The sequence below is a fragment of the Massilia brevitalea genome, assembly GCF_030711405.1.
Taxonomy (GTDB): Bacteria; Pseudomonadota; Gammaproteobacteria; order Burkholderiales; family Burkholderiaceae_D; genus Telluria; species Telluria brevitalea.
On record NZ_JAULSI010000010.1, the window covers coordinates 12,913 to 36,642 of the forward strand.

The 23,730-nt window shown below is 65.2% G+C and carries 20 protein-coding genes; 11 read left to right on the forward strand and 9 right to left on the reverse strand.

Annotated elements, in window-relative coordinates:
• Positions 1-10: 10 nt before the first annotated feature.
• From zapD to QWL29_RS08070, 3 genes are all read right to left on the reverse strand, one after another.
• Entirely contained in the window at positions 11-766 is a 756-nt protein-coding gene (gene zapD / locus QWL29_RS08060; RefSeq protein WP_305822371.1) for a cell division protein ZapD, read from the reverse strand.
• Between the two features lie 93 nt (positions 767-859).
• Positions 860-1,519 (reverse strand): dephospho-CoA kinase, encoded by a 660-nt coding sequence (gene coaE / locus QWL29_RS08065; protein WP_305822372.1) that lies wholly within the window; start codon positions 1,517-1,519, stop codon positions 860-862.
• Positions 1,516-2,382, reverse strand: a complete 867-nt coding sequence (locus QWL29_RS08070; RefSeq protein ID WP_305822373.1) for a prepilin peptidase — start codon at positions 2,380-2,382, stop codon at positions 1,516-1,518. Before QWL29_RS08070 ends, coaE begins: the two co-directional genes overlap by 4 nt.
• Positions 2,383-2,530: 148 nt before the next feature.
• Here QWL29_RS08070 and QWL29_RS08075 point away from each other — a divergent pair, with 148 nt between their 5' ends.
• From QWL29_RS08075 to QWL29_RS08100, 6 genes are all read left to right on the forward strand, one after another.
• Entirely contained in the window at positions 2,531-3,721 is a 1,191-nt protein-coding gene (locus QWL29_RS08075) for a pyridoxal phosphate-dependent aminotransferase (RefSeq protein WP_305822374.1), read from the forward strand.
• Between the two features lie 242 nt (positions 3,722-3,963).
• Positions 3,964-4,782, forward strand: a complete 819-nt coding sequence (locus tag QWL29_RS08080) for a quinoprotein dehydrogenase-associated SoxYZ-like carrier (RefSeq protein WP_305822375.1) — start codon at positions 3,964-3,966, stop codon at positions 4,780-4,782.
• A complete protein-coding gene (locus tag QWL29_RS08085; RefSeq protein WP_305822376.1) occupies positions 4,783-5,742 on the forward strand; it encodes a quinoprotein relay system zinc metallohydrolase 2 in 960 nt (319 codons plus the stop codon).
• Positions 5,743-5,746: 4 nt separating this feature from the next.
• Positions 5,747-7,021, forward strand: coding sequence for an NAD(P)/FAD-dependent oxidoreductase (locus QWL29_RS08090; RefSeq protein ID WP_305822377.1), 1,275 nt, complete (start codon positions 5,747-5,749; stop codon positions 7,019-7,021).
• Positions 7,022-7,198: 177 nt separating this feature from the next.
• Positions 7,199-8,011 carry an SDR family NAD(P)-dependent oxidoreductase gene (locus tag QWL29_RS08095; RefSeq protein WP_305822378.1) on the forward strand — a complete coding sequence of 271 codons (813 nt, stop codon included), beginning with the start codon at positions 7,199-7,201 and terminating at the stop codon, positions 8,009-8,011.
• Between the two features lie 90 nt (positions 8,012-8,101).
• Positions 8,102-8,821, forward strand: coding sequence for a hypothetical protein (locus QWL29_RS08100; RefSeq protein ID WP_305822379.1), 720 nt, complete (start codon positions 8,102-8,104; stop codon positions 8,819-8,821).
• 89 nt (positions 8,822-8,910) lie between these two features.
• On the opposite strand, the gene QWL29_RS08105 is transcribed toward QWL29_RS08100, so the two are convergent.
• From QWL29_RS08105 to uraH, 6 genes are all read right to left on the reverse strand, one after another.
• On the reverse strand, positions 8,911-10,146 hold the full coding sequence (locus tag QWL29_RS08105) for a type II secretion system F family protein (protein WP_305822380.1): 1,236 nt from the start codon (positions 10,144-10,146) through the stop codon (positions 8,911-8,913).
• Positions 10,147-10,200: 54 nt separating this feature from the next.
• Positions 10,201-11,931: a type IV-A pilus assembly ATPase PilB gene (gene pilB / locus QWL29_RS08110; protein ID WP_305822381.1), complete on the reverse strand. Its 1,731-nt coding sequence runs from the start codon at positions 11,929-11,931 to the stop codon at positions 10,201-10,203.
• A gap of 401 nt (positions 11,932-12,332) precedes the next feature.
• Positions 12,333-13,901 (reverse strand): methyl-accepting chemotaxis protein, encoded by a 1,569-nt coding sequence (locus QWL29_RS08115; RefSeq protein ID WP_305822382.1) that lies wholly within the window; start codon positions 13,899-13,901, stop codon positions 12,333-12,335.
• Between the two features lie 84 nt (positions 13,902-13,985).
• A complete protein-coding gene (locus QWL29_RS08120) occupies positions 13,986-14,393 on the reverse strand; it encodes a hypothetical protein (RefSeq protein ID WP_305822383.1) in 408 nt (135 codons plus the stop codon).
• Positions 14,394-14,403: 10 nt separating this feature from the next.
• Positions 14,404-15,633 (reverse strand): hypothetical protein, encoded by a 1,230-nt coding sequence (locus tag QWL29_RS08125; protein ID WP_305822384.1) that lies wholly within the window; start codon positions 15,631-15,633, stop codon positions 14,404-14,406.
• 386 nt (positions 15,634-16,019) lie between these two features.
• A complete protein-coding gene (gene uraH / locus QWL29_RS08130; RefSeq protein ID WP_305822385.1) occupies positions 16,020-16,373 on the reverse strand; it encodes a hydroxyisourate hydrolase in 354 nt (117 codons plus the stop codon).
• A gap of 107 nt (positions 16,374-16,480) precedes the next feature.
• Between uraH and puuE the strand changes: the two genes are divergently transcribed.
• The 5 genes from puuE to guaD all read left to right on the forward strand — a co-directional run bounded on the left by puuE (position 16,481) and on the right by guaD (position 23,639).
• The gene (gene puuE / locus QWL29_RS08135; RefSeq protein WP_305822386.1) at positions 16,481-17,428 is read left to right on the forward strand and encodes an allantoinase PuuE; all 948 of its coding nucleotides are present in this window, start codon (positions 16,481-16,483) and stop codon (positions 17,426-17,428) included.
• 98 nt (positions 17,429-17,526) lie between these two features.
• Positions 17,527-18,993: a xanthine dehydrogenase small subunit gene (gene xdhA, locus QWL29_RS08140; RefSeq protein WP_305822387.1), complete on the forward strand. Its 1,467-nt coding sequence runs from the start codon at positions 17,527-17,529 to the stop codon at positions 18,991-18,993.
• Positions 18,994-19,003: 10 nt separating this feature from the next.
• Entirely contained in the window at positions 19,004-21,340 is a 2,337-nt protein-coding gene (gene xdhB / locus QWL29_RS08145; RefSeq protein WP_305822388.1) for a xanthine dehydrogenase molybdopterin binding subunit, read from the forward strand.
• The gene (gene xdhC / locus QWL29_RS08150) at positions 21,340-22,335 is read left to right on the forward strand and encodes a xanthine dehydrogenase accessory protein XdhC (RefSeq protein ID WP_305822389.1); all 996 of its coding nucleotides are present in this window, start codon (positions 21,340-21,342) and stop codon (positions 22,333-22,335) included. The genes xdhB and xdhC overlap by 1 nt, the downstream gene beginning before the upstream one ends.
• Entirely contained in the window at positions 22,335-23,639 is a 1,305-nt protein-coding gene (gene guaD, locus QWL29_RS08155; protein ID WP_305822390.1) for a guanine deaminase, read from the forward strand. The genes xdhC and guaD overlap by 1 nt, the downstream gene beginning before the upstream one ends.
• The last annotated feature ends 91 nt before the right edge of the window (positions 23,640-23,730 follow it).

Here is a 23,730-nt window from a genome sequence, read left to right on the forward strand (position 1 = left end):
TACTTGAATCTTAAAAATTACAGAGGGTCAGCTCGAAAGGCACGTCTTCTTCCAGCGACTTCGGCTTCAGGTCGCCGTCCTGGCTGGTAAAACGTACCCACAGCATGTACTTGTTGGCCGAGATTTCGGGAATCGCACCGAGCGATTCGTCGAGGCCCAGGCGCAGCATATGGTACACCTTCCCCTGCAACATTTGCTGGTAGCTGCCCCCGGTGGCGACCATCCTGGCCGGGCCGCCCGAGTCGCGCAGCAGGCGCAGCACCAGGGCGAGGGCGTCGAACAGGGGCGCGAGCGGCCCGAACCAGGCCATGATGTCGGCGTGGCGCTGCTCGGATGGGCGCTTCTGCCAGGCGTAGTAGGAAGGCAAATCGAATTCGCAGGCGCCGCCGGGAATGATGGTGCGGCCGCGGATGCTCATCAGCCACTCGTTGTCGCGCACGTTCTGGCCGGTCTTGCCCTGGGCGGCGCCGAGGGCGCTGCTGACCTGGTCGAGCTCGCCGAGGACGGCGTCCAGCGCTTCCGGCGCCACGTTCGGGTTGCTGCGGTAGGCCAGCAGGCTTTGCTTCTGGCGCTCGAGTTCCTGCAGCAGGTCGGACTTCAAATCGGCGCGGCCGGCCACTTCCAGCATGTCGAAGATCGTCGCCAGGGCGACGTGGTGCTGCATCGGGTGTTCCTGGCGCACAAAGAACTTGAATTTCTCGTACAGGTCTTCCAGCCGCAACAACGTGCGAATCCGCTCGTTGAAAGGATATTCGTAGACGATCAAAGTGACATTCCTCTGAATGTGGGCTGGCAGGCAACTTCGTGATTCTGAACCATGCGACGCAAAATTACAAACCTTCGATTGTAGAAGCCTGTATCAAGCATCGAATGGAGCATGAACGCGGCGCGATTCGTCGAGATAAAACGCGTGCAGGCGTTCGACTTGCGGTTGCAAAGCGTCCCGCCCGGCGTCGTTGACGACCACGTCGTCGGCCGCCGCCAGGCGCTGTTCACGCGTGACCTGGGCCGCCATGATGGCGCGCACCTGCTGTTCGCTCATGCCGTTGCGGGCCATGACGCGCGCCACCTGCATCTCCTCCGGGCAGTCGATGGCCAGCACGCGCGTCACGCGCCCGACCCAGGTGCCCGATTCGATCAGCAGCGGCACGACGAAGATCGTGTACGGGCCGGTGGCCATGGCCGCCGCGGCTGCCGTGGCATCGCGGATGCGCGGGTGCAGGATGGCTTCCAGGCGCGCACGGGCGGTGGCGTCGGAAAACACCAGCGCGCGCATCTTCACCCGGTCCATGGCGCCCTCAGGCGTGGCAAAGTCCGCGCCGAATTCCTCCAGGATGGCCGGCATCGCCGCGCCGTGCGGGGCGGTGAGCGCGTGGGCGATGGCGTCGGTGTCGACAAGCGTCGCGCCGAGGGCGCCGAACATGTCGGCCACCGTGGTCTTGCCGCAGCCGATGCCGCCGGTCAGGCCGACGGAAAAGGCGGGCGCCTGTGACGCTGCTGCTACCTGTATGGTGTTCATCCGGCGAGGATGCCCTGGAGGCCGGCGCTGAGTTGCGTGCCCCAGACCAGGGCGATCAGGCCGGCGGCCGCCAGATAAGGGCCGAAGGGAATCGGGTTGTCGCGCCCGCGCTTGGCGAACACGATCAGGCTGATGCCGACCACCGCGCCCACCACCGAGGACAGCAGGATGATGGTCGGCAGCATGGCCCAGCCCAGCCAGGCGCCGAGGGCTGCGAGCAGCTTGAAGTCGCCATAGCCCATGCCTTCCTTGCCGGTGACCGCCTTGAACAGGTGGTACACGCCCCACAGCACCAGGTAGCCGGCCGCGGCGCCGATCACGGCGTCCTGCAGCGGCACGAAGCTGCCGTTGATGTTGATGAGCAGGCCCGCCCAGAGCAGGGGCAGGGTCAGGTCGTCGGGCAGCAGCTTGGTGTCGTAGTCGATCCAGGTCATGGCGATCAGCAAATACACGAACAGCAGCGTGCCGAGCCCGGCCAGGCCCGAGCCGAAGGTCCAGACCAGGAAGGCGGACAGCAGCCCGGTAATCAGTTCCACGACCGGATAGCGCGGTGAGATCGGCGCCTTGCAGTTGCGGCACTTGCCGCGCAGGACCAGCCAGCTGACGACGGGGATGTTCTCGAGCGCGCTGATCTGGTGGCCGCAGTGCGGGCAGCAGGAGCGCGGCGCCATCAGGTTGTAGCGGTCGGTGTGCGGCAGTTCCTTGCCGCTCTCCTGCGCCACGTAGTTGTCGGACTCGCGCTGCATCATCTTCGGGATGCGGTGGATGACCACGTTCAGGAAACTGCCGATCAACAGGCCGAACAGGCCGGCAACGAGGGTAGGGCCGAGCGAGGCGGGGGCGGCGAAGAGGAGAGTTTCCAAAGAGCTAGCTTCCGGTTAGGTGGCGTCGATGCGGGCGGTGGTGCCGTAGATCAACCTATTTTAGGGGTTTTCCGTGGTTCGTGAAACGTGTGATCCGCGCGCCGGCCAGATAAAATCCATTCCGCACCAAAACACCCGAGAAACCGACATGAAAATATCCCAACGCGCCCAGGCCATCGACCCCTTCTTCGCCATGGAATTCGGCAAACGCGCCGCCGCCATGGAAGCGCAGGGCCAGCCTGTCATCAAGCTCAGTTTGGGCGAACCCGACTTCGGCCCGCCGCCCGCCGTGCTGGACGCCGCGCGCCGCGCTGTCGACGGCCCGCTGCCCTACACCGGCGCCCTCGGCACGCCGGCCCTGCGCGCGGCGATTGCCGGCTTCTACCTGCGCGAGCATGGCGTGACGATTTCGCCGAACCGCATCATCGTCACCGCCGGCGCCTCGGCCGCGCTGCTGCTGGTGACGGCCGCCCTGGTCGACGGCGGCGACGAAGTGCTGGTCGGCGACCCATCGTATCCCTGCAACCGCCAGTTCCTGAGCAGCTTCGGCGCGCAAGTGAAACTGGTGGCCACCGACGCCGCCTCGCGCTTCCAGCTCGACGCCGCCAGCGTGCGCGCCAACTGGAGCGACCAGACGCAAGGCCTGATGATCGCCACGCCCTCGAACCCGACCGGCACCTCGGTGCCGCTGGACGAACTGCGCGCCATCTGCGACTGGGCGCGCGAGCATGGCGCCTGGCGCATCGTCGACGAGATCTACCTGAACCTGGGCGACCGCGATGCCGGGGGCCACGCGCCGCAGACCGTGCTGTCGGTGGACGACGACGCCATCGTCATCAACAGCTTCTCGAAATACTTCGGCATGACCGGCTGGCGCCTGGGCTGGGCGGTGGTGCCGGAAGCGCTGGTGCCGACGGTGGAGCGCCTGGCCCAGAACTACTACATCTGCGCGTCCAGCTTGTCGCAGGGGGCGGCGCTGGCCTGCTTCACGCCGGAATCGCTGGCCGTATGCGAGGAGCGGCGCCAGGAGTTCGCGCGGCGCCGCGCGCTGGTGCTCGACGGCCTGGCCGGGATCGGGCTGCCGGTGCCGGTGCCGCCGGATGGGGCGTTTTATGTCTACTTCGACGTCAGCGGGACCGGGTTGACGGCTTGGGAATTCTGCGAGCGTGTGCTCGACGAAGTGCAGGTGGCGCTCACGCCGGGCAAGGACTTCGGGCACTGCGGGGCGGACCGCTACGTGCGGCTGTCGTATGCAGCCAGTAGCGAGCAGCTCGCCGAAGCCATCCGCCGCCTTGGCGTATTCATGGCAACAGCCGGCAACAGCCGGGGTCAGGTCTGACATTCGGACACAAGCTCTGCGCTAGCCGTCCTGTCCTGGCAGTCGCTGCGTGGGGAAGACGCCGTTTCATGCGGACTACGGCTGAGGCCGTGTCCGAATGTCAGACCTGACCCCAGCTTTGCCAGCTTTGCACGAAGGCGTAAAATCGCGCTATAGTCGTCCTGGCGGCCAGGCCGCGCGCAGTCTGCGCAGTCTGTCTACGCAATGACACCGTGCATCCGTGATGGATAAAGGCTGACATGATGAACACTCGTCCACAGCGTAGCACCTGCCCGTATGTGTTCCTGAGCCTGATGGTGCTGGCCTGGTTGGCTTGCCCGCCAACGGCAAGCGCCCAGGCTGCCGATGCGCCCTGGGCCGCATTGCAGCAGTCTTACTTTCCCGGCAAGCAACTGGAGCAGGCCTCCTTCATCCGCCTGACGGCGCCCGCGCGCGCAGCCAGCGGCGACCAGGTTCCTTTCGCTTTCAGCATCGATCATCCGATGACGGCGAGGCAGTACATCAAGTCGGTCACCGTGTTCGTCGACGCCAATCCGGTGCCCCTGACGGCGGTATTTCGTTTTCGTCCCGAAAGCGGCAAGGCGGAAGTGGCCACCAGGATTCGCTTTGAATCCGATTCGCCGGTGCACGTCGTTGCCGAGTCGAACGACGGCCGCCTGTACGTGAATAGCCTTACCGTGAAAGCATCCGGCGGTTGCGGCGGCACGATCCCGGGCGACAATGCGCAGGCGCTGGCGGAAGCGGGAAAAATGAAGATCGCACTGGATGGTCCATTCAGGCGCGGCGAACTCACCAAGGCCCGGCTCCTGATCCGGCATCCGATGTACACCGGCTTGCAGCGCGACCTGGCCACGCATGGCTTCCGTCCCGCTTTCTTCATCGACAAGATCGACATCACCTACGACGGCAAGCCGGTGATGACGGCCGACATGTCGATCGGCATCAGCGAAAATCCTTCGATCGGGTTCGGCTTCGTCCCCAGCCGGGCCGGCACCCTGCAAGTGCTGATCCGCGATAGCGACGGCGCCAGCTTCCGCCAGGCTATCGACGTGGGCTGCTAGATGCGGCGCCTGATCCACGCGGCCTGGCTGCTGGTGGTGGTGCAGCTTGCCGCCGCCGCATCACTTGCCGCACCGTCTGCCACTTCAGCGCTACGCCTCGACCAGGTCGCGCCGGGCGTGTATGTGCACATCGGGCAGCACAAGGATTTCGAGGAAGGCTACGACGGCGACATCGCGAATATCGGCTTCGTGGTCGGCAGCGACGCGGTTGCGGTCATCGATACGGGCGGCTCGTACGCCGTCGGCATGGCCCTGAAGGCAGCGCTGCGCGCCGTTACCCGGCTGCCGATCCGCTACGTCATCAACACGCATGGGCATCCCGACCATGTGTTCGGCAACGCCGCCTTCATCGAGGCCGATTCCGCCGCAGGTGGCGCGCAGGCGCGCGTCATCGGCCACGCCACGCTGCCGCGCTTTCTCGCCTTGCGTGGCGATGCCTATGTGCGCAAGCTGAAACAGCAGCTGGGCGCCGGCGCCGATGCGAGCCGGCTGATCGCGCCGGACGAGACCGTGCAGGAGCGGCTGACCCTCGACCTGGGCGGGCGCAAGCTGGAACTGCGGGCCTGGCCAAAGGCGCACACGGACAACGACCTGACCGTGTTCGACGCCGCGAGCGGCACGCTGTGGACGGGAGACCTGCTGTTCATCGAGCGCACACCGGCCATCGATGGCGACCTCCAGGGCTGGCTCGCCGCCATGGGCGGATTGGACAAGATGCCGGCCGTGGTCACCATCCCGGGCCACGGCCCCGTGACGCGCGACAGGAAGGCGGCGCTGGCCAGGCAACGCCACTACCTGGGAACCCTGCTGCACGACGTGCGCGCCGGCATCCGGCAGGGCGCCGACATGCCCGCCACGATGGCCACGGCGGCGGCCTCCGAGCGCAGCCGCTGGCAACTCTTCGACGTTGTCAACCGGCGCAACGTCAACCTGCTCTACCCAATCCTCGAATGGGAGTAGGGCGATGCGCAGGCGCGATATTCTCGGGTTGGCACTGGCGGGATCGGCCTGGTCGTCGCTGGCGGCGGGGGCTGGTCCTGTCCGCCACAAGCGCCATGGAAGCCATGGGCGCCTGGGGCGGGTCGTGGTCGTGGGCGCCGGCTATGGCGGCGCCACTGCGGCCAGGTATGTGCGGCTTCTGGGCGCCGGGCGCATCGAAGTCATTCTGGTCGACCAGAACGCCAATTTCATTTCCTGCCCGGTCAGCAACCGCGTGCTGGGCGGGCAAAAAACGCTGGAGCAGCTCACGTTCGGCTACGATGCGCTCCGGCAGGAGCATGGCGTCCGGTTCATGCGCGGCAGCGTGACGGCGATCGATGCGGACCGATCGCAGATCATGGTGGCAGGGCAAAGGCTGCTGTACGACAGGCTGGTCGTTGCTCCCGGCATCGACTTCATCTACGACGATTTTCCCATACTGGCAGAGGCGCAGGAGCGCATTCCGCATGCCTGGAAGGCCGGTCCGCAAACCCGCAACCTGCAGCGGCAGCTGGCCGCGATGCCCGACGGCGGGGTGTTCACGATCGTGGTGCCGGCCCAGCCTTACCGATGTCCTCCCGCGCCGTACGAGCGCGCGTGCCAGGTAGCCTTCTACCTGAAAACGCACAAGCCCCGGTCCAAGGTCGTGGTGCTCGATGCCAATCCGGTCATCACCTCGAAACGCGCACTGTTCGAACGGGCCTGGCGCGATTTGTATCCGGGCATGATCGACTACGTGCCGGGCAGCGAACCGAGGGAAGTCGACGTGGCGACGAAGACCGTCAGGACCGCCTTCGATACGGTGAAATCGGATGTGCTGAACGTCATTCCGCCCCAGCGGGCGGGCCGGATCGCGCAACAGTGCGGCCTGGCCAACGTGGAGCAGCGCTGGTGCGAAGTTGACTTCCTGACGTATGCATCGAAGGTCTTGCCGCGTGTGCACGTCATCGGCGATGCCATCGACGCCGGCCTGCCCAAGTCGGCGCACATGGCCAATGCCCAGGCCAGGATCTGCGCGCGCGCCATCGTGGATGTGATGCTGGGGCAGGCGCCTGATCCGGCGCCGGCCTTTGCGAATACCTGCTACAGCTATGTCGACGACAGGCAGGCGATGCATATCTCGACACTGTACCGTTACGACCCGGCTACCGGAAGCATGCGGGCCGAGGGCAGCGGCATCCTGTCGGAGCATCCGTCCGCGCAGGAAGGCAGGGATGCCGATGCCTGGGCGCGGCAGATCTGGGGTGATGTGCTGGGCTAGCGGGCGGCATGCGCCTGCGGTTTCAGGACCGTGTTCGTGCGTCGGCCCCACGAACACGGTCCGAGGCAGAGCACCGAACTCGCACCGGAACGCGCCGGGGATGTCGTTGCTGATAGTCTCATCGAAGACGCCGACCTGCTCGGCTGCCCTCAACTTCGACGATAAAGGAACCTGCACATGACGCAACCGAATGAACGCCCGCTCGCCCTGGTCACCGGCGCTTCCAGCGGCATCGGCTATGAACTGGCCCGGCTGTTCGCGGCCGACGGCTATGACCTGGTCCTCACCGCGACCAATCGCGAACTGCTCGAACGCACCGCCGAAGCGGTACGCGCCACCGGCGCCGGCGCCGAGATCGTCGTGGCCGACCTGACGAAGTTCGATGGCGTCGAGTCGCTGTACGCCGCCATCGGCGCTACCGGCCGGCCGCTGGCCGCCGCGGCCCTGAACGCAGGGGTCGGTCTCGGCGGCTACTTCATCGGCGGCACCGAGCTGGAAGCGGAACTGAACATGATCCAGCTGAACATCGTCTCCCAGGTGCACCTCACGAAACGCATCCTGCCGGACATGGTGGCGCAGGGTTCCGGCAAGCTGCTGTACACGGCGTCGATCTCGGGCACCATGCCGACGCCGTACGAGTCCGTGTACGGCGGCACCAAGGCCTTTTTGATTTCGTTTGCGGAAGCGGTGAAGTCGGAGACCAAGGACAGCGGCGTGACGATTACCTTGCTGTTGCCGGGCCAGGTCGATACGCCGTTCTGGCACCGCGCCGGCATGGATACCAACAAGCTCGGTCTGGGCGAGAAGGCTGCCCCGAGCAAAGTTGCGGCCGAGGGTTACGAGGCCATGAAGGCCGGAAAGGACCGCGTTGTTGCCGGCATGACGGGCAGTAAGGTGATCGGGAACATCGTGAATAACCTGGCGCCGGATACGGTGAAGGCTGATTTGCATGCGGCCGATGCCGAGCCGGGGTCGGGGTTGAAGGACTAAGCGCTTGCTGGCAGTAGCTCTACGTCGGCAGAGCTAGAGTTACTGTCAGCACGAATGCCTACCCCGTATGGATCAACTAAAGGTCATTAAATGACGATCTTTCATTGCATTGCCCTCGGCCTGGGGCTCGGTATGACCTGTGTTGCTTCCACGACCACAGCCGGGGAAAAGGCGCTGACCATTGATGGAAAAACGATTACCATCGCGGACCCGGGAAAATGTTCGTCGGTTCATCGTCCAGGTCGGGAGCTGGCCAGATATCTACGCCAGTATGATCCGACTTGGGAGTCGAAGCAGGATGCGAACGACGAAACGCCGTACACAAAAGAAGATATTCGGTTGATAAAGAACGGTCTCGTCGAAGCCGGCTTCCGTTACCCGAATACCGAGGAAAGTGTTATTACCTGGATGGACGTTGACGGCGATGACGTCTGCGATTTCACTGCCTCGACTGGCGTGGGAGGAATGCGCTCGATCGACCGGATGTTCCTGTTCCGCGGTTTGGCAAAAGGGAATTTCCAGCTGATCGACTCGGATCACAGGTATATGGAAGGAAGCATCACCGTGGTGCCCTACATTCCACTCACCGTGTCTGGCGAAAGACTGCCCGTCCTGGTCAAGGAATACACGCTGCTGCAATGGCAGGCTGATTCCAAACAATTCGCGACGTGCGAAACAATACAATACGGCCCGGAAGCGGCAAAGCAGCGCGCCGGATTTCCGCTACTGGCGCAGTTGTGCCCGAAAGCGCGGGAGATCTATGACTGGGCTGCAGACCAGCTTCCGCACAAAAACGCCATTCCGCACTGACAAGCCGGATCCGGTATTCGCGCCTACAGGCAGTGCTGCAGGCGCCGGTACTAGGAAGTACAGGGACTTACCGCATCTCACAGTCGCTTTTACACCACCGACCCCAGCTTGAAGATCGGCAAATACATCGCAATCACCAGCCCGCCGATCAGCACGCCCAGAATCACCATGATCAGCGGCTCCATCAGCGACGACAGCGCACTGACAGCCTCGTCGACTTCCTCTTCGAAGAAATCCGCCACCTTGCCCAGCATCGAATCGAGCGCGCCGGATTCCTCGCCGATGGCCACCATCTGCGTCACCAGGCTCGGGAACACATTCGCGTTCTGCATCGCCACCGTCAGGCTGGTGCCGGTGCTCACCTCGGTCTGGATGCGCTTGGTCGCTTCCAAATACACGTTGTTGCCGGAGGCGCCGCCGACCGAATCGAGCGCTTCGACCAGCGGCACGCCGGCGGCGAACATGGTCGACAGGGTGCGGGTCCAGCGCGCAATCGTCGCCTTGCGGATCACGCTGCCGAAGATCGGCAGGCGCAGCAGGATGCGGTCCATGGCCTGCTGCATCTTCAGCGAGCGGCGCCAGGACTGGAAGAAGAAGTAGAGCGAGGCGAAGATCGAGCCGAAGATCGCCCACCACCATTGCACGAAGAATTCCGAGATGCCCATCACGACCAGGGTCGGCGTCGGCAAGTCGGCGCCGAAGCTGGCGAACACGGATTTAAAGGCCGGCACCACCCAGATCATGATGATCGCGGTGACGATGAAGGCCACCCCCAGGATCGCGATCGGGTAGGTGAGGGCGGACTTGATCTTGGCCTTGATCGCCAGCGTCTTTTCCTTGTACACGGCGAGGCGGTGCAGCAGCTCTTCCAGGATACCGGCCTGTTCGCCGGCGCCGACCAGGTTGCAGAACAGCGGGTCGAAATAGCGCGGGTACTTGCGGAAGGCGTTGTTCAGGCTGGTGCCGGTCTCGATGTCGGCGCGCAGGTCGAGGATGAGTTTGGACACCGACGGATTCGCATGGCCCTTGCCGACGATGTCGAAGGACTGCAGCAGCGGCACGCCGGCCTTCATCATGGTGGCCAGCTGGCGCGTGAACATGGTCAGGTCCTTGTCGGTGATCTTGCGCCCGGAGCGGTAGATCTTCTTCTTGACCTTGGTGACCATGATGCCCTGGCGGCGCAGCGTCACGTTGACGATGGCTTCGCCGCCGGCGCGCAGCTCGCCGCGCACGGTCTTGCCGGTCTTGTCCTTGCCTTCCCAGGCGTAGACCGATTCCTTGACCTGTGCGCCGCCGCGGCTGCGGGTGGGGAGGGAGGTAGCCATAGTTGTCCTGTCTGTCGCTTGCTTGTTTCGTCGTTACTCGATGCGCGTTGCGCGTTACTCGTTCGTACAGCCGAGCACTTCTTCGAGGCTGGTCAGCCCCTGCTTTACTTTCATCAGGCCCGAGCGGCGCAGCGAGTTCACGCCGTCCTTCTCGGCCTGGGCGGCAATCTGCATCGCGTTGCCGTGCGCCAGGATCAGGGCCTCGATCGCCGGGGAAATCGGCATCAGCTGGTAGATGCCGACGCGGCCCTTGTAGCCCGAGCCGAGGCAGCGCTCGCAGCCCACCGGGCCGTAGGGCTTCCAGTCGTCCTGCAAATCGCTCTCGCGGTAGCCGGCGCCGATCAGGGCGTCGCGGCTCATCTCGAGCGGCTGCTTGCAGGTGCACAGGCGGCGCGCCAGGCGCTGCGCGGTAATCAAAATCACCGACGAGGCGATGTTGAAGGGCGCCACCCCCATGTTCATCAAACGCGTCAGCGTCGACGGCGCGTCATTCGTGTGCAGGGTCGAGAACACCATGTGCCCGGTCTGCGCGGCCTTGATCGCGATGTCGGCGGTCTCCAGGTCGCGGATCTCGCCGACCATGATGATGTCGGGATCCTGGCGCAGGAAGGATTTCAGCGCCACCGGGAAGGTGAGGCCGGCCTTGTCGTTGACGTTTACCTGGTTCACGCCGGGCAAATTGATCTCGGCCGGGTCTTCCGCGGTCGAGATGTTGATGCCCGGTTTGTTCAGCACGTTCAGGCAGCTGTACAGCGACACGGTCTTGCCGGAACCCGTCGGCCCCGTCACCAGCACCATGCCGTAGGGGCGGGTGATCGCGCCCAGCAGCAGTTCGCGCTGGTCGGGGTCGTAGCCGAGGGCGTCGATGCCCATCTGCGCCTGGGTCGCGTCCAGGATACGCATGACGGTCTTTTCGCCGAACAGCGTGGGCAGGGTGCTGACGCGGAAGTCGATGGTGCGTGTCGGCGAGAGGATCAGGCGCATGCGGCCGTCTTGCGGCACGCGCTTTTCCGAGATGTCGAGTTTCGCCAATACCTTGATGCGCGAGACCAGCTTGTCGCGGATGGAGAGCGGCGGCATCGCGTGGTCGCGCAGCACGCCGTCCACGCGCATGCGGATCCGGTAGTATTTTTCGTAGGGCTCGAAGTGGATGTCCGAGGCGCCGAGGTTCACGGCATCCATCAGGATCTTGTTCAGGAAGCGCACGATCGGTGCGTCCTCGACTTCGTTGGCCGCTTCCGGCTGGGCTGCGGCGGCGGCAGCTTCTTCCTCGGCGAATTCGATTTCGCCGTCTTCGCCGGCCAGGTCGGCCAGGCTTTGCTCAGCGCCCTTGGCCAGGTTGGCCAGCATATTCAGCAGGGCGTCGTGCGGCACGATCACCGGCTCCACCGCGGCCTCGCTCTGGAACTTGATCTGGTCCAGGGCCTGCGAGTTGGTCGGGTCGGAAATCGCCACCGACAGCCGGTTGCCGCGCTTGGCCAGGGCCACCACGCGCTGCGCCGCCATCAGCTTGGCGTCGATGGCGCCCGCGGGCAGGGCGTCCAGGTTGAAGCTGGACAAATCGAACAGCGGGTAGCCGAAGGTCTCGGCGCAGAACACGGCCAGCGATTGCGAATCGATCGCGCCGCCTACCACCAGGGCGTCGATAAAGGAGACGCGTTCGAGCGTGGCCTTCTTTTGCAGCGTATCGGCCTGGCCCGCGGTCAGGCGGCCAGCCTGGACCAGGGCGCGCGCCAAACCCGACATCGGTGTGCCTGAAGTCGCGTTCGGGAGGACTGCTGCCATATGCGCTGTGGTGTTAGAGGAGAGACAAGGGAGCCGCGCGGAGGCCTGAACCACGCGGGAGAACTCTTCGGATGATGCCTATGGGCATCAAATTTGTAAAGCGAATCCAATTGAGACAGATGCGTGCGCGCCACGTAGACAGATTGGCACGCGGCGGGTCGTGTTGATGCCTGAATAACGCTTGTGGACGATTTGACCAGACTGAACGGCCATTGTATCCGGCGCTTGCGTTGATGCGGCGCATGCGTTGGCTCGCAACCGTCGCGACGTGTCACGCGTGGGCACGGGGCGCCCACCCTACGTTGCCACCGCTAGTGATGGATTCACACGTCGTCTTAATGCCGCCACAAATAAAAACAGGCGCCCGCAGGCGCCTGTCTCTTATATAGAGCGCAAACCGATCAGCGCAAAGCCAGCGGCGCCGCGCGCTTGGCGAACGCCGGGCCGGAACCCTGCTCGGCCAGCTTGAACACCGACAGCGCCCCGGTCAGCTGCCCGGTCTGCTCGGTCAGCGATTCCGCCGCCGCCGACGCTTCCTCGACCAGGGCCGAATTCTGCTGGGTCATCTCGTCCATGCTGTCGATCGCGCGGCCGATGTCCTCGATGCCTTCGCTCTGGCGCTGGCCGGCCATGGTGATCTCGGCCATGATGTCGTGCACCTTCTTCACCGATGCCACGATCTGGCCCATGGTCTCGCCGGCCTGGTCGACCAGCGCGCTGCCGGCGTTCACCTTCGACACCGAGTCGCCGATCAGTTCCTTGATCTCCTTGGCCGCCGCAGCGGAACGCTGGGCCAGGTTGCGCACTTCGCCGGCCACGACCGCGAAGCCGCGGCCCTGTTCGCCGGCGCGCGCCGCCTCGACTGCCGCGTTCAGCGCCAGGATGTTGGTCTGGAAGGCGATGCCGTCGATAACCGAAATGATCTCGACGATCTTCTTGGCCGAGGTGTTGATGTCGCCCATGGTGGCGACCACGCCGCCCACCACTTCGCCGCCGCGGGTGGCGATGTCGGTGGCGTTCACCACCAGCGCGTTCGCTTCGTTGGCATTCGCCGCGTTCTGGCGCACGGCGCCGGTCAGTTCGTCCATGGCGCGCGCGGTGCGTTCCAGGCTCGATGCCTGCGATTCGGTGCGGCCGGCCAGGTCGGCATTGCCGCTGGCGATTTCGGCGCTGGCCACGGCGATCGTCTCGGCCGAACCCTTGATCTCGGCGACCATCGTCGCCAGGCGCAGGCGCATCTCCTTCAGCGCCACCAGCAGGCTGGTGCTGTCTTTCGCATCGGTGCGGATGTCCATCGCCAGGTCGCCGGCGGCCACCGCACGGGCGATCTCGCGTGCATATTCCGGCTCGCCGCCGAGCTGCTGCCAGATGGTGCGCACCACGAACCACGACACGGTGGCCAGGCTGGCGATCACGATCAGCGCGGTCAGGATCATGGTCCACAACACGCGGCGCACGTTGCCTTCGCTGCTGGCGATGCCGGTCTTGAACTGTTCTTTCGCCTGCGCCTGGGTTTTCTCCAGGTCGGCGTTCAGGGCGGCCAGGCTGCTCTGCATCTTGCCGACCACGGCCTGCGGGTCGCCTTCTTCCATCTCGAGCATGATGCGCGCGGCCGACAGCGCCGGCGCATAGTAGTCGTTGAATTCCTTCAACAGGCGCGCGCCGTTGGCGGCCTGGCCGTCGATGGCGCCGAACTGCTGCAGGTGCGCGCGCACCTTGTCGGCCTGCTTGCCGACTTCGTCGATGCGCGCCTTGTCGCCTTCGGTGACGGCGTCGCGCAGGGCGTCGGTGACGTCGCCGATTTCAAGCGTCAGTGCCTTGGACGCGTCCAGCACCGGGTAGTCCACGCTTTCGGTGGAGTTGATCGACTTCAGGGCGTCGGTCGCGATCATCGCGCTCACGCCGATACCGAGGCCGAAAATCAGGGTCGAAATGACCGGAAGGGCCCAAATCCTGCGCTTGATGCTCATGTTTTGTCTCTCACTATTCATGAAACCGCCCCGCAGGCAGGGCCGGCGGGGCGGGAATTCCGAAAACAGCTTGTCGGCCCGTTGTTATGGCGCCGTGTACACGACTTTGACGCTGGCGTCGACCGAGGCCTTGTCCATGTAGCCGATCGCCTTCGGGTTGGCGGCGACAGCGGCCTTGACGGCGGCGCTGTTGGCGACTTCCTTCGGCATCGTGGCCTTGCCGGTGAAGACCAGCTTCGACCACAGGGCCTTGGCCTGCGAGGCGTCCTTGTCGGTTACCTTCTTGTAGAACTCGGCGCGCTGCGGCGAATCCTCGGACTGGTCGACCGGGGGCATCGCGGACGATTTACCGAGGAAGAACTGGGCGACCTGGTCCTTCGTCATCGACGATTCGGCGGCCTTCGGGTTCACCACCACGACCACTTCGGCCATGGCAGGGACGGAGGCTGCCAGGGCGGCTGCAGCGACGATTGCGGAGATCAGTTTGTTCATGCTGCGCTCCTTAGAAGAGGAAGTCGACGGCAACGGCGCCGACGGTCACGTCGCGGTTGAAGCCTGGCTTGGCGTTGAGAAGCAGGCCGCTGCCGACGCCCGGCTTGACGCGGTCGAACTGGACCTTCAGTGCGGCCGAGCTGTGGAAGTCCCAGCGCACGCCGAGCGAGGTGGTGCTTTGCTCGCCCTGGCCGATGCCGGTGTACGGCAGCGAAGCGGCGCCGGCGCGCAGTGCCGCCAGCGCAGGAACGCCGGCCGGCACCACGTTGGCCGGGTAGCCATCGATGCTCAGCTTGCCGTGGATGACGTAGGGAAGGAACTTCTTGTAGCGGTAGCCGCCCATCACGTACCACGAGGTAGTGTCGTTGACGTAGGTGTAGGTCTTGCGCTTGGCGAACTCGGACTGGGCAACGATGTTGTTCCAGTCCATGGCCAGGCCGAACGAGGTGAAGGAGGCATCCTTCTCGGTCGGGTCGAGCTGGTCGGCCATGGCGATCAGCTGCGGCTGGCGCAGGGCGGCGCCGGCATTGCGCAGGCCGCCGACCAGGGTGGTGAGACCGACGGAGTGCTTGACCGAGACCTTGGCGTCGACGCGGCCGAAACGGGCAGTGAACGGGCCGTGTTCGGCGACCACGTTCAGGGCCATCACGTCCTTGCCTTCGGCTTTCAGCACGCCGCCCGACAGGCGGCCTTCCGAGCGGCCATAGGCCAGCTGGCCGGTGACGGTGGTGTCGCCGAAGCTGCGCTGCCAGGTGGCGTCGATGCCGTCGAGCTTATCGAACGGGACTTGCGAATACATCTCGCCGGGCGGGCGCAGGAAGGTGTGCGCGTAGCCGACGTTGCGGTAGTCCGAGATCATGAAGGCCGGCAGGCCGGTACGGCCGACGCGCACGCTGATTTCGTCGTTGATGCGGGCCTTGGCAAAGGCCAGCATCAGTTCCGCGCCGAAGTCGTCTTCTGCATCGCGGCGCACCAGGCCCTGACCGGTGAACGAGAGCCAGCTGTTGACGCCGACGTCGGCCTGCAGTCCGAGGTTCGAATCGACGCCGGTGCGCGGCGATTTCTTTGCGCCGGAAGCCTGGTTCGGGCGGCCGAATTCGGCGTCGTTGGTGTTGGTCCAGGTGAGGGCGCCGGTGCCGAAGCCGCTGATCTTGACGGTTGGGCTCTGCGCTTCTTGCGCAAACGCCGACGAGATTGCCAGCGGCAGGGCCAGCACGGCGGCGATGATCTGCTTATTCATAAGTTAACCTGTTACAGGATTTCCGTTTATAAGATTTGCTTCTAGTTATTGTTTTGTCCGCATGCAGCTAGCATGGATAGAACGAAACGATTCTATCCATGGAGCAAAAGTAAAGACAAGCAAAAGGACGGACTGCACCAAAAACAGGACTTTGCGGTAGATCAATGCGTTGTTTTGGTGAAACAGATGAGCTGAGATAATGAACTTCTGTTAAGTAGCTTTGCTGAAACGATATAAATCGTTATTCATTAGCTAATTCCACCGGTGCGTGGTGGTCCCCAGGGCGGGCCTGGACGGCTTCGTGGATGAGGCCGGCGCGTACGGCCTGTTCGGCCGTATAAATGCGCGCGTTGCCGAACAGGTGAGGGCGGATGTCGCCGGCGTCCTCAGCTCCCGCGGTAGGTCGAGTACGACCAGGGCGTGACCACCAGCGGCACGTGGTAGTTCTGGCCGGCGTCGGCCACGCCAAACGCGATCGTCACCCGGTCGATGAAGCGCGGTTCCGGCAGCGCCACGCCCCGGGCCGCGAAATAATCGCCGGCCGCGAATACCAGTTCGTAGCGGCCGGCATGCAGGGCCTCGCCTTCGAGCAGCGCGGCGTCGCAGCGGCCGTCGCGGTTGGTGGCGTCGGTCTTGACCAGCCTGCGCCCGTTGGCGTCGATGGCATACAGTTCGATGGCCACGCCGGCGGCCGGGCGCCCGTGCGCGGTGTCTAGTACGTGGGTGCTGAGCTTGCCCATGGGTCCCCTATACGGAGTTGGTGAAGGTGGCTATTCTCCGGATCATATACCTTTACACTTTCGTCAATATAAGATCGGCCTTATAGCTGTCATCCTCGAAAGAACCCATGGACACCCGCTACCCGCGCGACATGATCGGCTACGGCCGCAACCCGCCCCATCCGCAGTGGCCCGGCCAGGCGCGCGTCGCCCTGCAGTTCGTGCTGAACTATGAGGAGGGCGGCGAGAACAATGTGCTGCACGGCGACCCCGCTTCCGAGACCTTTCTCTCCGAGATCATCGGCGCCCAGGCCTTTCCGATGCGCCACATGAGCATGGAATCGCTCTACGAATACGGCTCGCGCGCCGGCCTGTGGCGCCTGCTGCGCATGTTCGAGGAGCGCAAGCTGCCGCTCACCGTGTTCGGCGTGGCGATGGCGCTGCAGCGCCATCCGGAGGCAGTGGCCGCCTTCCGCGAGCTGGGCCACGAGATCGCCTGCCACGGCCTGCGCTGGATCTCCTACCAGAATATGGACGAGGCCACGGAACGCGCCCACATGCGCGAGGCGGTCGAGATCATGCGGTCGCTCACCGGCGAAGCGCCGCTCGGCTGGTACACCGGCCGCGATTCGCCGAACACGCGGCGCCTGGTGGTCGAGCACGGCGGCTTCGTCTACGACGCCGACCATTACGGCGACGACTTGCCGTTCTGGCAAACCGTCAGCGTAACAAGCGCCGACGGCGCGCCGGATGAACGCGCCCATCTGGTCGTGCCGTATACGCTCGATACCAACGACATGCGCTTTGCCGCCATGCAGGGTTTCAATTCCGGCACCCAGTTCTTCGACTACCTGAAGGATGCCTTCGACGTGCTGTATGCGGAAGGCGACCCGAATGGCTTGAACGCGCCTAAAATGCTCTCGATTGGCCTGCATTGCCGCCTGGCGGGACGCCCGGCCAGGGCCGCCGCGCTGGCCCGTTTCCTCGACTACGTGCTGCAGCACAAGCAGGTGTGGGTCACGCGCCGCATCGACATTGCGAACCACTGGCGCGCTACGCATCCTTTCATAGGGTGATTCATATCATTGCGGTGATAAGCAATATCAATTATCTGCTATAGTTGTCGGCTGCCCCGATGGGGTACTCTCCACCTTGGACCAATCCGAGACTAGCCATGGCCGAACCGATCCGCTTCTATTTTCGCAACGCCGTCCACGAAGTGACCGGCGTGGCGCCGACGCAAACCATCCTGCAGCACCTGCGGGAGGACCTGCGCTGCACCGGCACCAAGGAAGGCTGCGCCGAAGGCGACTGCGGCGCCTGCACGGTAGTGGTCGGTTCGCTGGAAAACGGCGAACTGGAACTGAAGGCAGTGAATTCCTGCATCCAGTTCACGCCCACGCTCGACGGCAAGGCCCTGTTCACGGTCGAGGATTTGCAGCTGCCCGACGGCCGCCTGCACCCGGTCCAGCAGGCGCTGGTGGAATGCCACGGCTCGCAATGCGGCTTCTGCACGCCGGGTTTTGCGATGTCGCTGTGGGGCATGTACCTGAAGCAGGAAGGGCAGGCACCTTCGCGCTGCCAGATCGACGATGCCCTGTCCGGTAATCTGTGCCGCTGCACCGGCTACCGTCCCATCATCGACGCCGCCGTGCGCATGACCGAATTGCCGCATGCCGAATTCGACCGCGCCGCCGTGCTGGAACAACTGCGTGCCTTGCAGCGCGGTGCCGGCGCCACTTATGTGCATGAGGGCCGCAGCTTCCACGCGCCGCGCACGCTGGACGAGCTGGTGGCGCTGCGCGCCGCGCATCCGCAGGCGCTGATCCTGGCCGGCTCGACCGACGTCGGCCTGTGGGTCACCAAGCAGATGCGCGAGCTGAACGACATCATCTATCTCGGCCATGTGACTGAGCTGAAAAGCGTGAGCGAGGACGAGGGCATGCTGGTCATCGGCGCCGGCGTCACCCTGCAGGACGCCTACGCCGCCATCTGCCGCCACTATCCCGATGAACTGAACGAACTGTGGCAGCGCTTCGCTTCGCTGCCGATCCGGAATGCCGGCACGCTGGGCGGGAATGTCGCCAACGGTTCGCCGATCGGCGACTCCATGCCCTGGCTGATTGCGCTCGGCGCCCGCCTGGTGCTGCGCGGTCCTGGAGGCGAGCGCGAACTGGCGCTGGAGGATTTCTACCTCGGCTACCAGCAGAAGGACATGCGGCCCGACGAATTCGTCGCTGGTTTGCGCGTGCCGCTGCCGCAGGCCGGCGTGCGCTTCCGGACCTACAAACTGGCGAAGCGCTTCGATCAGGATATCTCGGCCGTGTGCGCGGCCTTTGCACTTGCCTTCGATGGCGAGACCATCAAGGAAGCGCGCATCGCCTTCGGCGGCATGGCCGCCACGCCAAAGCGCGCCGCCGCGGCCGAAGCAGTGTTGAACGGCCGCGCCTGGGACGAAGCCGCGCTGCAGGAAGCCATGGCCGCGCTGGCCCAGGATTACCAGCCGCTGTCCGACATGCGCGCCTCCAGCGCTTACCGCATGAAGACGGCGCAGAACCTGCTGCGCCGCTTCTGGCTTGAAACCCGCCTCGACAACCCGCTGCCCGCTAGCGCAGTCAACGCATTCGCAGCCATCGCGTAAGGAGATCACCATGAACGACGCAGGCGCACCTGAAATCAAGGCGGCGGCGTGGCGCGCGGTCGGCCGCTCGCGGCCGCACGAATCGGCCACGCTGCACGTGCTCGGCCAGGCCACGTATACCGACGACATCGCCGAAGTGGCGGGCACCCTGCACGCGGCGCTGGGTCTGTCCAGTAAACCGCATGCCAACATCCTCTCCGTCGACCTGGCGCCGGTGCGCGCGGCGCGCGGCGTGGTGGCGGTGCTGACGGTGCAGGACATCCCCGGCACCAACGACTGCGGCCCCATCATCCACGACGATCCCATCCTGGCCGACGGCAAGGTGGAGTACGTCGGCCAGCCGGTCTTCATCGTCGTCGCCGACAGCCACGACAACGCCCGCCGCGCCGCGCGCCTGGCGAAGATCGACTACGAAGCGCTGCCGGCCATCCTCACGCCGCAGGAAGCGCACGCCGCCCAGTCCTACGTGGTGCCGCCGATGCGCCTGGCGCGCGGCGATGCCGAGACCGCATTCGCGAACGCGCCACGCAAGGTAAAAGGCCAGCTCTTCGTCGGCGGCCAGGAACAGTTTTACCTGGAAGGCCAGATCGCCTATGCGATTCCGGGCGAAGACCGCGGCATGCTGGTGCAATGCTCGACCCAGCACCCGAGCGAGATGCAGCACGTGGTCGCGCACGCGCTCGGCCTGCATTCGCACCACGTCGTGGTCGAGTGCCGGCGCATGGGCGGCGGCTTCGGCGGCAAGGAATCGCAGTCGGCGCTGTGGGCTGCCGCTGCCTCGATCGCGGCGGCCAAACTCAAGCGCCCCGTCAAACTGCGCGCCGACCGCGACGACGACATGCTGGTCACCGGCAAGCGCCACTGCTTCTATTACGACTACGAAGTCGGCTACGACGATGCCGGCCGCATCCTGGCCGCAAAGATCGACATGGTCTCGCGCGCCGGCTATTCGGCCGACTTGTCCGGGCCGGTCGCCACGCGCGCGGTCTGTCACTACGACAACGCCTACTACCTGAGCGATGTCGACATCCGCGCCGCCTGCGGCAAGACGAATACCCAGTCGAACACCGCCTTCCGCGGCTTCGGCGGCCCGCAGGGCGCGATCGCCATGGAATACGTGATCGACGAGATCGCGCGCAACCTGGGGCAGGACGCGCTCGACATCCGCAGGCTGAACTTCTACGGCAAGACGGAGCGGAACGTCACGCCCTACGGCCAGGCCGTGGTCGACAACGTCATCCACGAGCTGGTGGCCGAGTTGGAAACCTCCAGCGAATACCGGGCGCGGCGCGATGCGGTCAATGACTTCAACCGCAGCAGCCCGGTGCTGAAAAAGGGCCTGGCGCTCACGCCCGTGAAATTCGGGATCGCTTTCAACGTCACCCACCTGAACCAGGCCGGCGCGCTGGTGCACGTGTACGTCGACGGTTCCATCATGGTGAACCATGGCGGCACCGAGATGGGGCAGGGCATCAACACCAAGGTGATGCAGGTGGTGGCGCACGAACTGGGCGTGGACGTGGAGCGCGTGCGCGCCACTGCCACCAACACCAGCAAGGTGGCGAATACCTCGGCCACGGCGGCATCGACCGGCGCCGACCTGAATGGCAAGGCGGCCCAGGATGCGGCGCGCCAGATCAAGGAGCGCCTGGCCGCGTTTGCCGCCACTACCTACGAATGCACGCTTGATGACGTGCGCTTCGCAGCCGACACCGTGTTCGCGGGCGGCATGGAAATCCCCTTCGAGCACCTGGTGCAAAGGGCCTACCTGGCGCGCGTGCAGCTCTGGTCCGACGGCTTCTATGCCACCCCGGGTTTAAGCTGGGACGCCAAGACCATGAGCGGGCGGCCGTTCTCCTACTTCGCCTATGGCGCGGCGGTGGCCGAGGTCGTGGTCGACACGCTCACTGGCGAATGGAAGCTGCTGCGCGCCGACGCGCTGTACGACGCCGGCAATTCGCTCAATCCCGCCATCGACATCGGCCAGGTCGAAGGCGCCTTCATCCAGGGTATGGGCTGGCTCACCACCGAGGAGCTCTGGTGGAACGCGGGCGGCAAGCTGATGACGCATGCGCCGTCGACTTATAAAATCCCGGGCGTGTCGGACTGCCCGCGCGACTTCCGCGTGCGCCTGTTCGAGAACCGCAATGTCGAGGACTCGATCCACCGCTCGAAGGCGGTCGGCGAGCCGCCGCTGCTGCTGCCGTTCTCGGTCTTCTTTGCGCTGCGCGATGCGATTTCCAGCGTGGGTGGGCACAAGGTGAATCCGCCGCTGAATGCGCCGGCCACGAGCGAGGCGATCCTGGACGCCATCGCGGCCGTGGAAGCCGCCGCCCCGAGCGCGTGATGGAAGACTGGCTGACAGCCGCGCTGCGCGCGCCGGCCGTGCTGGTCACGGTCGCCATCGTCGAAGGCTCGGTGCCGCGTGAGCCCGGGGCCAAGATGCTGGTTACCCGCGACGGCTTTGCCGGCACGGTCGGCGGCGGCCATCTCGAGCACCGTGCGATCGACATGGCGCGCACGATGCTGGAAGAGGGCGGGTTGGCGCGCTTGGAACGCTTTGCGCTGGGGCCGAGCCTGGGGCAGTGCTGCGGCGGGATCGCGCACCTGGTGTTCGAGGTCGTCGACCGCGAGCAGATGGCTCTGCTGGACAAGCGGCGCAACGAGGACACCTGGCGCCTCATCGCTATTGGCGGAATGGGTCCATCCCTGTTCGACGGCGCGGGCCGGCAACTGGCCGGCGCGCCCGCGCCCGGCTTCGACCGCACGCGCGGCACCCACGTCTTCACCGATGCCGATGGCCGCCGCTGGCTGGCCGACTCCGTCTTCGCTCCGCGTGCCCACCTGATGCTGTTCGGCGCCGGCCACGTCGGCGCGGCCATCGTGCGTGCGCTGGCCGAGCCGCCCTGCCGCGTCACCTGGGTCGACGAGCGCGACGACATGTTCCCGGCCGAGGTGCCCGCCAACGTCACGGTCGAAGCCACCGACACGCCGGAAGCCCTGGTCGCCCAGGCCGCCCCCGGTACTTCTTTCCTGGTGATGACACACAGTCATGCACTTGACCTGCGCCTGTCGATTGCGATACTGTCCCGTCCCGGCGCCGACTGGTTCGGCCTGATCGGCTCCGATACCAAGCGCCGCCAGTTCGAGCACCGCCTGCGCGAGCGCGGCATCGCCAACGAGCGCATCGACGCCATGGTCTGCCCGATCGGCCTGCCCGGTATTGCCGGCAAGGCGCCGGCCGTGATCGCCGTCGCCGTCGCGGCCCAATTGCTGACCGTCTGGGAAGCTGCCGCTGCAGCAGCCTCCAGCCTTCTTGACGCTTCTCCGGAATCCAACTGATGTCCACCGCACACCCTACCGTGCAAGCCTACCGTGCGAGCTTGCTGCATTTTCACGCCGACCCGGCTTTTGCCGAGGGCGCCTATTCCTGGCACACGGACGGCCTGCTCGTCATCGAGGATGGCCACGTCAAGGCGGCCGGCGACTACGCGCAACTGAGCGCGACCCTGCCGCCCGGCGTCGAACCGGTCGACTACCGCGGCAAGATCATCACGCCCGGCTTCATCGACACCCACCTGCACTACCCGCAGACCGACATGATCGCCTCCCCAAGCGAGGGCCTGCTGCCCTGGCTGGAGACCTACACCTTCCCGACCGAGCGCCGCTTCGAGGACCCGGTACATGCGCGTGCCACCGCCGAGTTCTTCCTCGACGAACTGGCGCGCTGCGGCACCACCACGGCGGTGGTCTACTGCACCGTGCATCCGGGTTCGGTCGACGCCTTTTTCGAGGCGAGCGAAGCGCGCAACTTGCGCATGGTGGCCGGCAAGGTGCTGATGGACCGCAACTGCCCCGACTTCCTGCGCGACGCCGAAGGCCAGATCGGCGACAGCGAAGCCCTGATCAACAAGTGGCACAAGCGCGGCCGCGCGCTGTACGCGATCACGCCGCGCTTTGCGCCGACGTCGAGCGAAGCGCAGTTGCGCCTGACCGGCGAACTGGCCGCCAGCTATCCGGACACCTTCATCCAGACCCACGTGTCCGAGAACAAGGACGAGTGCAGCTGGGTGAAGGAGTTGTACCCGAAGTCGCGCAGCTACCTGGGCGTGTACGAGGACTTCGGCCTGATGCGCCCGCGCGCGCTGTTCGGGCACTGCATCTGGCTGGACGACGAGGACTTCGCGCGCATGGCGGCCACCGGGTCGGCGGCGGCGGTGTGCCCGACCTCGAATTTGTTCCTGGGCAGCGGGCTGTTCGACTTCGAAAAGGCGGATGGCGCCAGGGCGCTGCTGTCGCTCGGGACCGACGTGGGGGCGGGGACCTCGTTCTCGATCCTGCAGACCATGAACGAAGCATATAAAGTGGCGCGGCTGAAGGGCAGCTACTTGCCGGCGCTGCGCATGTTCTATCTTGTCACGCTGGGCGCGGCGCGCGCGATGGACCTGGAAGGAACGATCGGCAGCTTTGCGGTGGGGGCGGAGGCGGACTTCGTGGTGCTCGATCCGCGGGCCACGCCGCTGATGGCGCGGCGTAGTGAACATTGCAATACGCTGGAAGAGCAGCTGTTTGCGCTGGCCTTGCTGGGGGATGACCGGACCATTTTCGCGACGTATGCGATGGGGAGCAAGGTTCACCAGCGGTGAGTTGAGGGTAATGGGGCTGTTGCCTGTGACGGTATCGGTCCCTCCGATCCGCGTGGGCACGAGTGCCCACCCTACAAGTGACGCCGCGGGT

Excerpts from the sequence above, each read along its gene's own strand:
- coaE (WP_305822372.1), bottom strand. The coding sequence starts at position 1,519 with ATGAACACCATACAGGTAGCAGCAGCGTCACAGGCGCCCGCCTTTTCC.
- QWL29_RS08075 (WP_305822374.1), top strand. The coding sequence starts at position 2,531 with ATGAAAATATCCCAACGCGCCCAGGCCATCGACCCCTTCTTCGCCATG.
- QWL29_RS08080 (WP_305822375.1), top strand. The coding sequence starts at position 3,964 with ATGAACACTCGTCCACAGCGTAGCACCTGCCCGTATGTGTTCCTGAGC.
- QWL29_RS08085 (WP_305822376.1), top strand. The coding sequence starts at position 4,783 with ATGCGGCGCCTGATCCACGCGGCCTGGCTGCTGGTGGTGGTGCAGCTT.
- QWL29_RS08090 (WP_305822377.1), top strand. The coding sequence starts at position 5,747 with ATGCGCAGGCGCGATATTCTCGGGTTGGCACTGGCGGGATCGGCCTGG.
- QWL29_RS08095 (WP_305822378.1), top strand. The coding sequence starts at position 7,199 with ATGACGCAACCGAATGAACGCCCGCTCGCCCTGGTCACCGGCGCTTCC.
- QWL29_RS08100 (WP_305822379.1), top strand. The coding sequence starts at position 8,102 with ATGACGATCTTTCATTGCATTGCCCTCGGCCTGGGGCTCGGTATGACC.
- QWL29_RS08105 (WP_305822380.1), bottom strand. The coding sequence starts at position 10,146 with ATGGCTACCTCCCTCCCCACCCGCAGCCGCGGCGGCGCACAGGTCAAG.
- pilB (WP_305822381.1), bottom strand. The coding sequence starts at position 11,931 with ATGGCAGCAGTCCTCCCGAACGCGACTTCAGGCACACCGATGTCGGGT.
- QWL29_RS08115 (WP_305822382.1), bottom strand. The coding sequence starts at position 13,901 with ATGAGCATCAAGCGCAGGATTTGGGCCCTTCCGGTCATTTCGACCCTG.
- QWL29_RS08120 (WP_305822383.1), bottom strand. The coding sequence starts at position 14,393 with ATGAACAAACTGATCTCCGCAATCGTCGCTGCAGCCGCCCTGGCAGCC.
- QWL29_RS08125 (WP_305822384.1), bottom strand. The coding sequence starts at position 15,633 with ATGAATAAGCAGATCATCGCCGCCGTGCTGGCCCTGCCGCTGGCAATC.
- uraH (WP_305822385.1), bottom strand. The coding sequence starts at position 16,373 with ATGGGCAAGCTCAGCACCCACGTACTAGACACCGCGCACGGGCGCCCG.
- puuE (WP_305822386.1), top strand. The coding sequence starts at position 16,481 with ATGGACACCCGCTACCCGCGCGACATGATCGGCTACGGCCGCAACCCG.
- xdhA (WP_305822387.1), top strand. The coding sequence starts at position 17,527 with ATGGCCGAACCGATCCGCTTCTATTTTCGCAACGCCGTCCACGAAGTG.
- xdhB (WP_305822388.1), top strand. The coding sequence starts at position 19,004 with ATGAACGACGCAGGCGCACCTGAAATCAAGGCGGCGGCGTGGCGCGCG.
- xdhC (WP_305822389.1), top strand. The coding sequence starts at position 21,340 with ATGGAAGACTGGCTGACAGCCGCGCTGCGCGCGCCGGCCGTGCTGGTC.
- guaD (WP_305822390.1), top strand. The coding sequence starts at position 22,335 with ATGTCCACCGCACACCCTACCGTGCAAGCCTACCGTGCGAGCTTGCTG.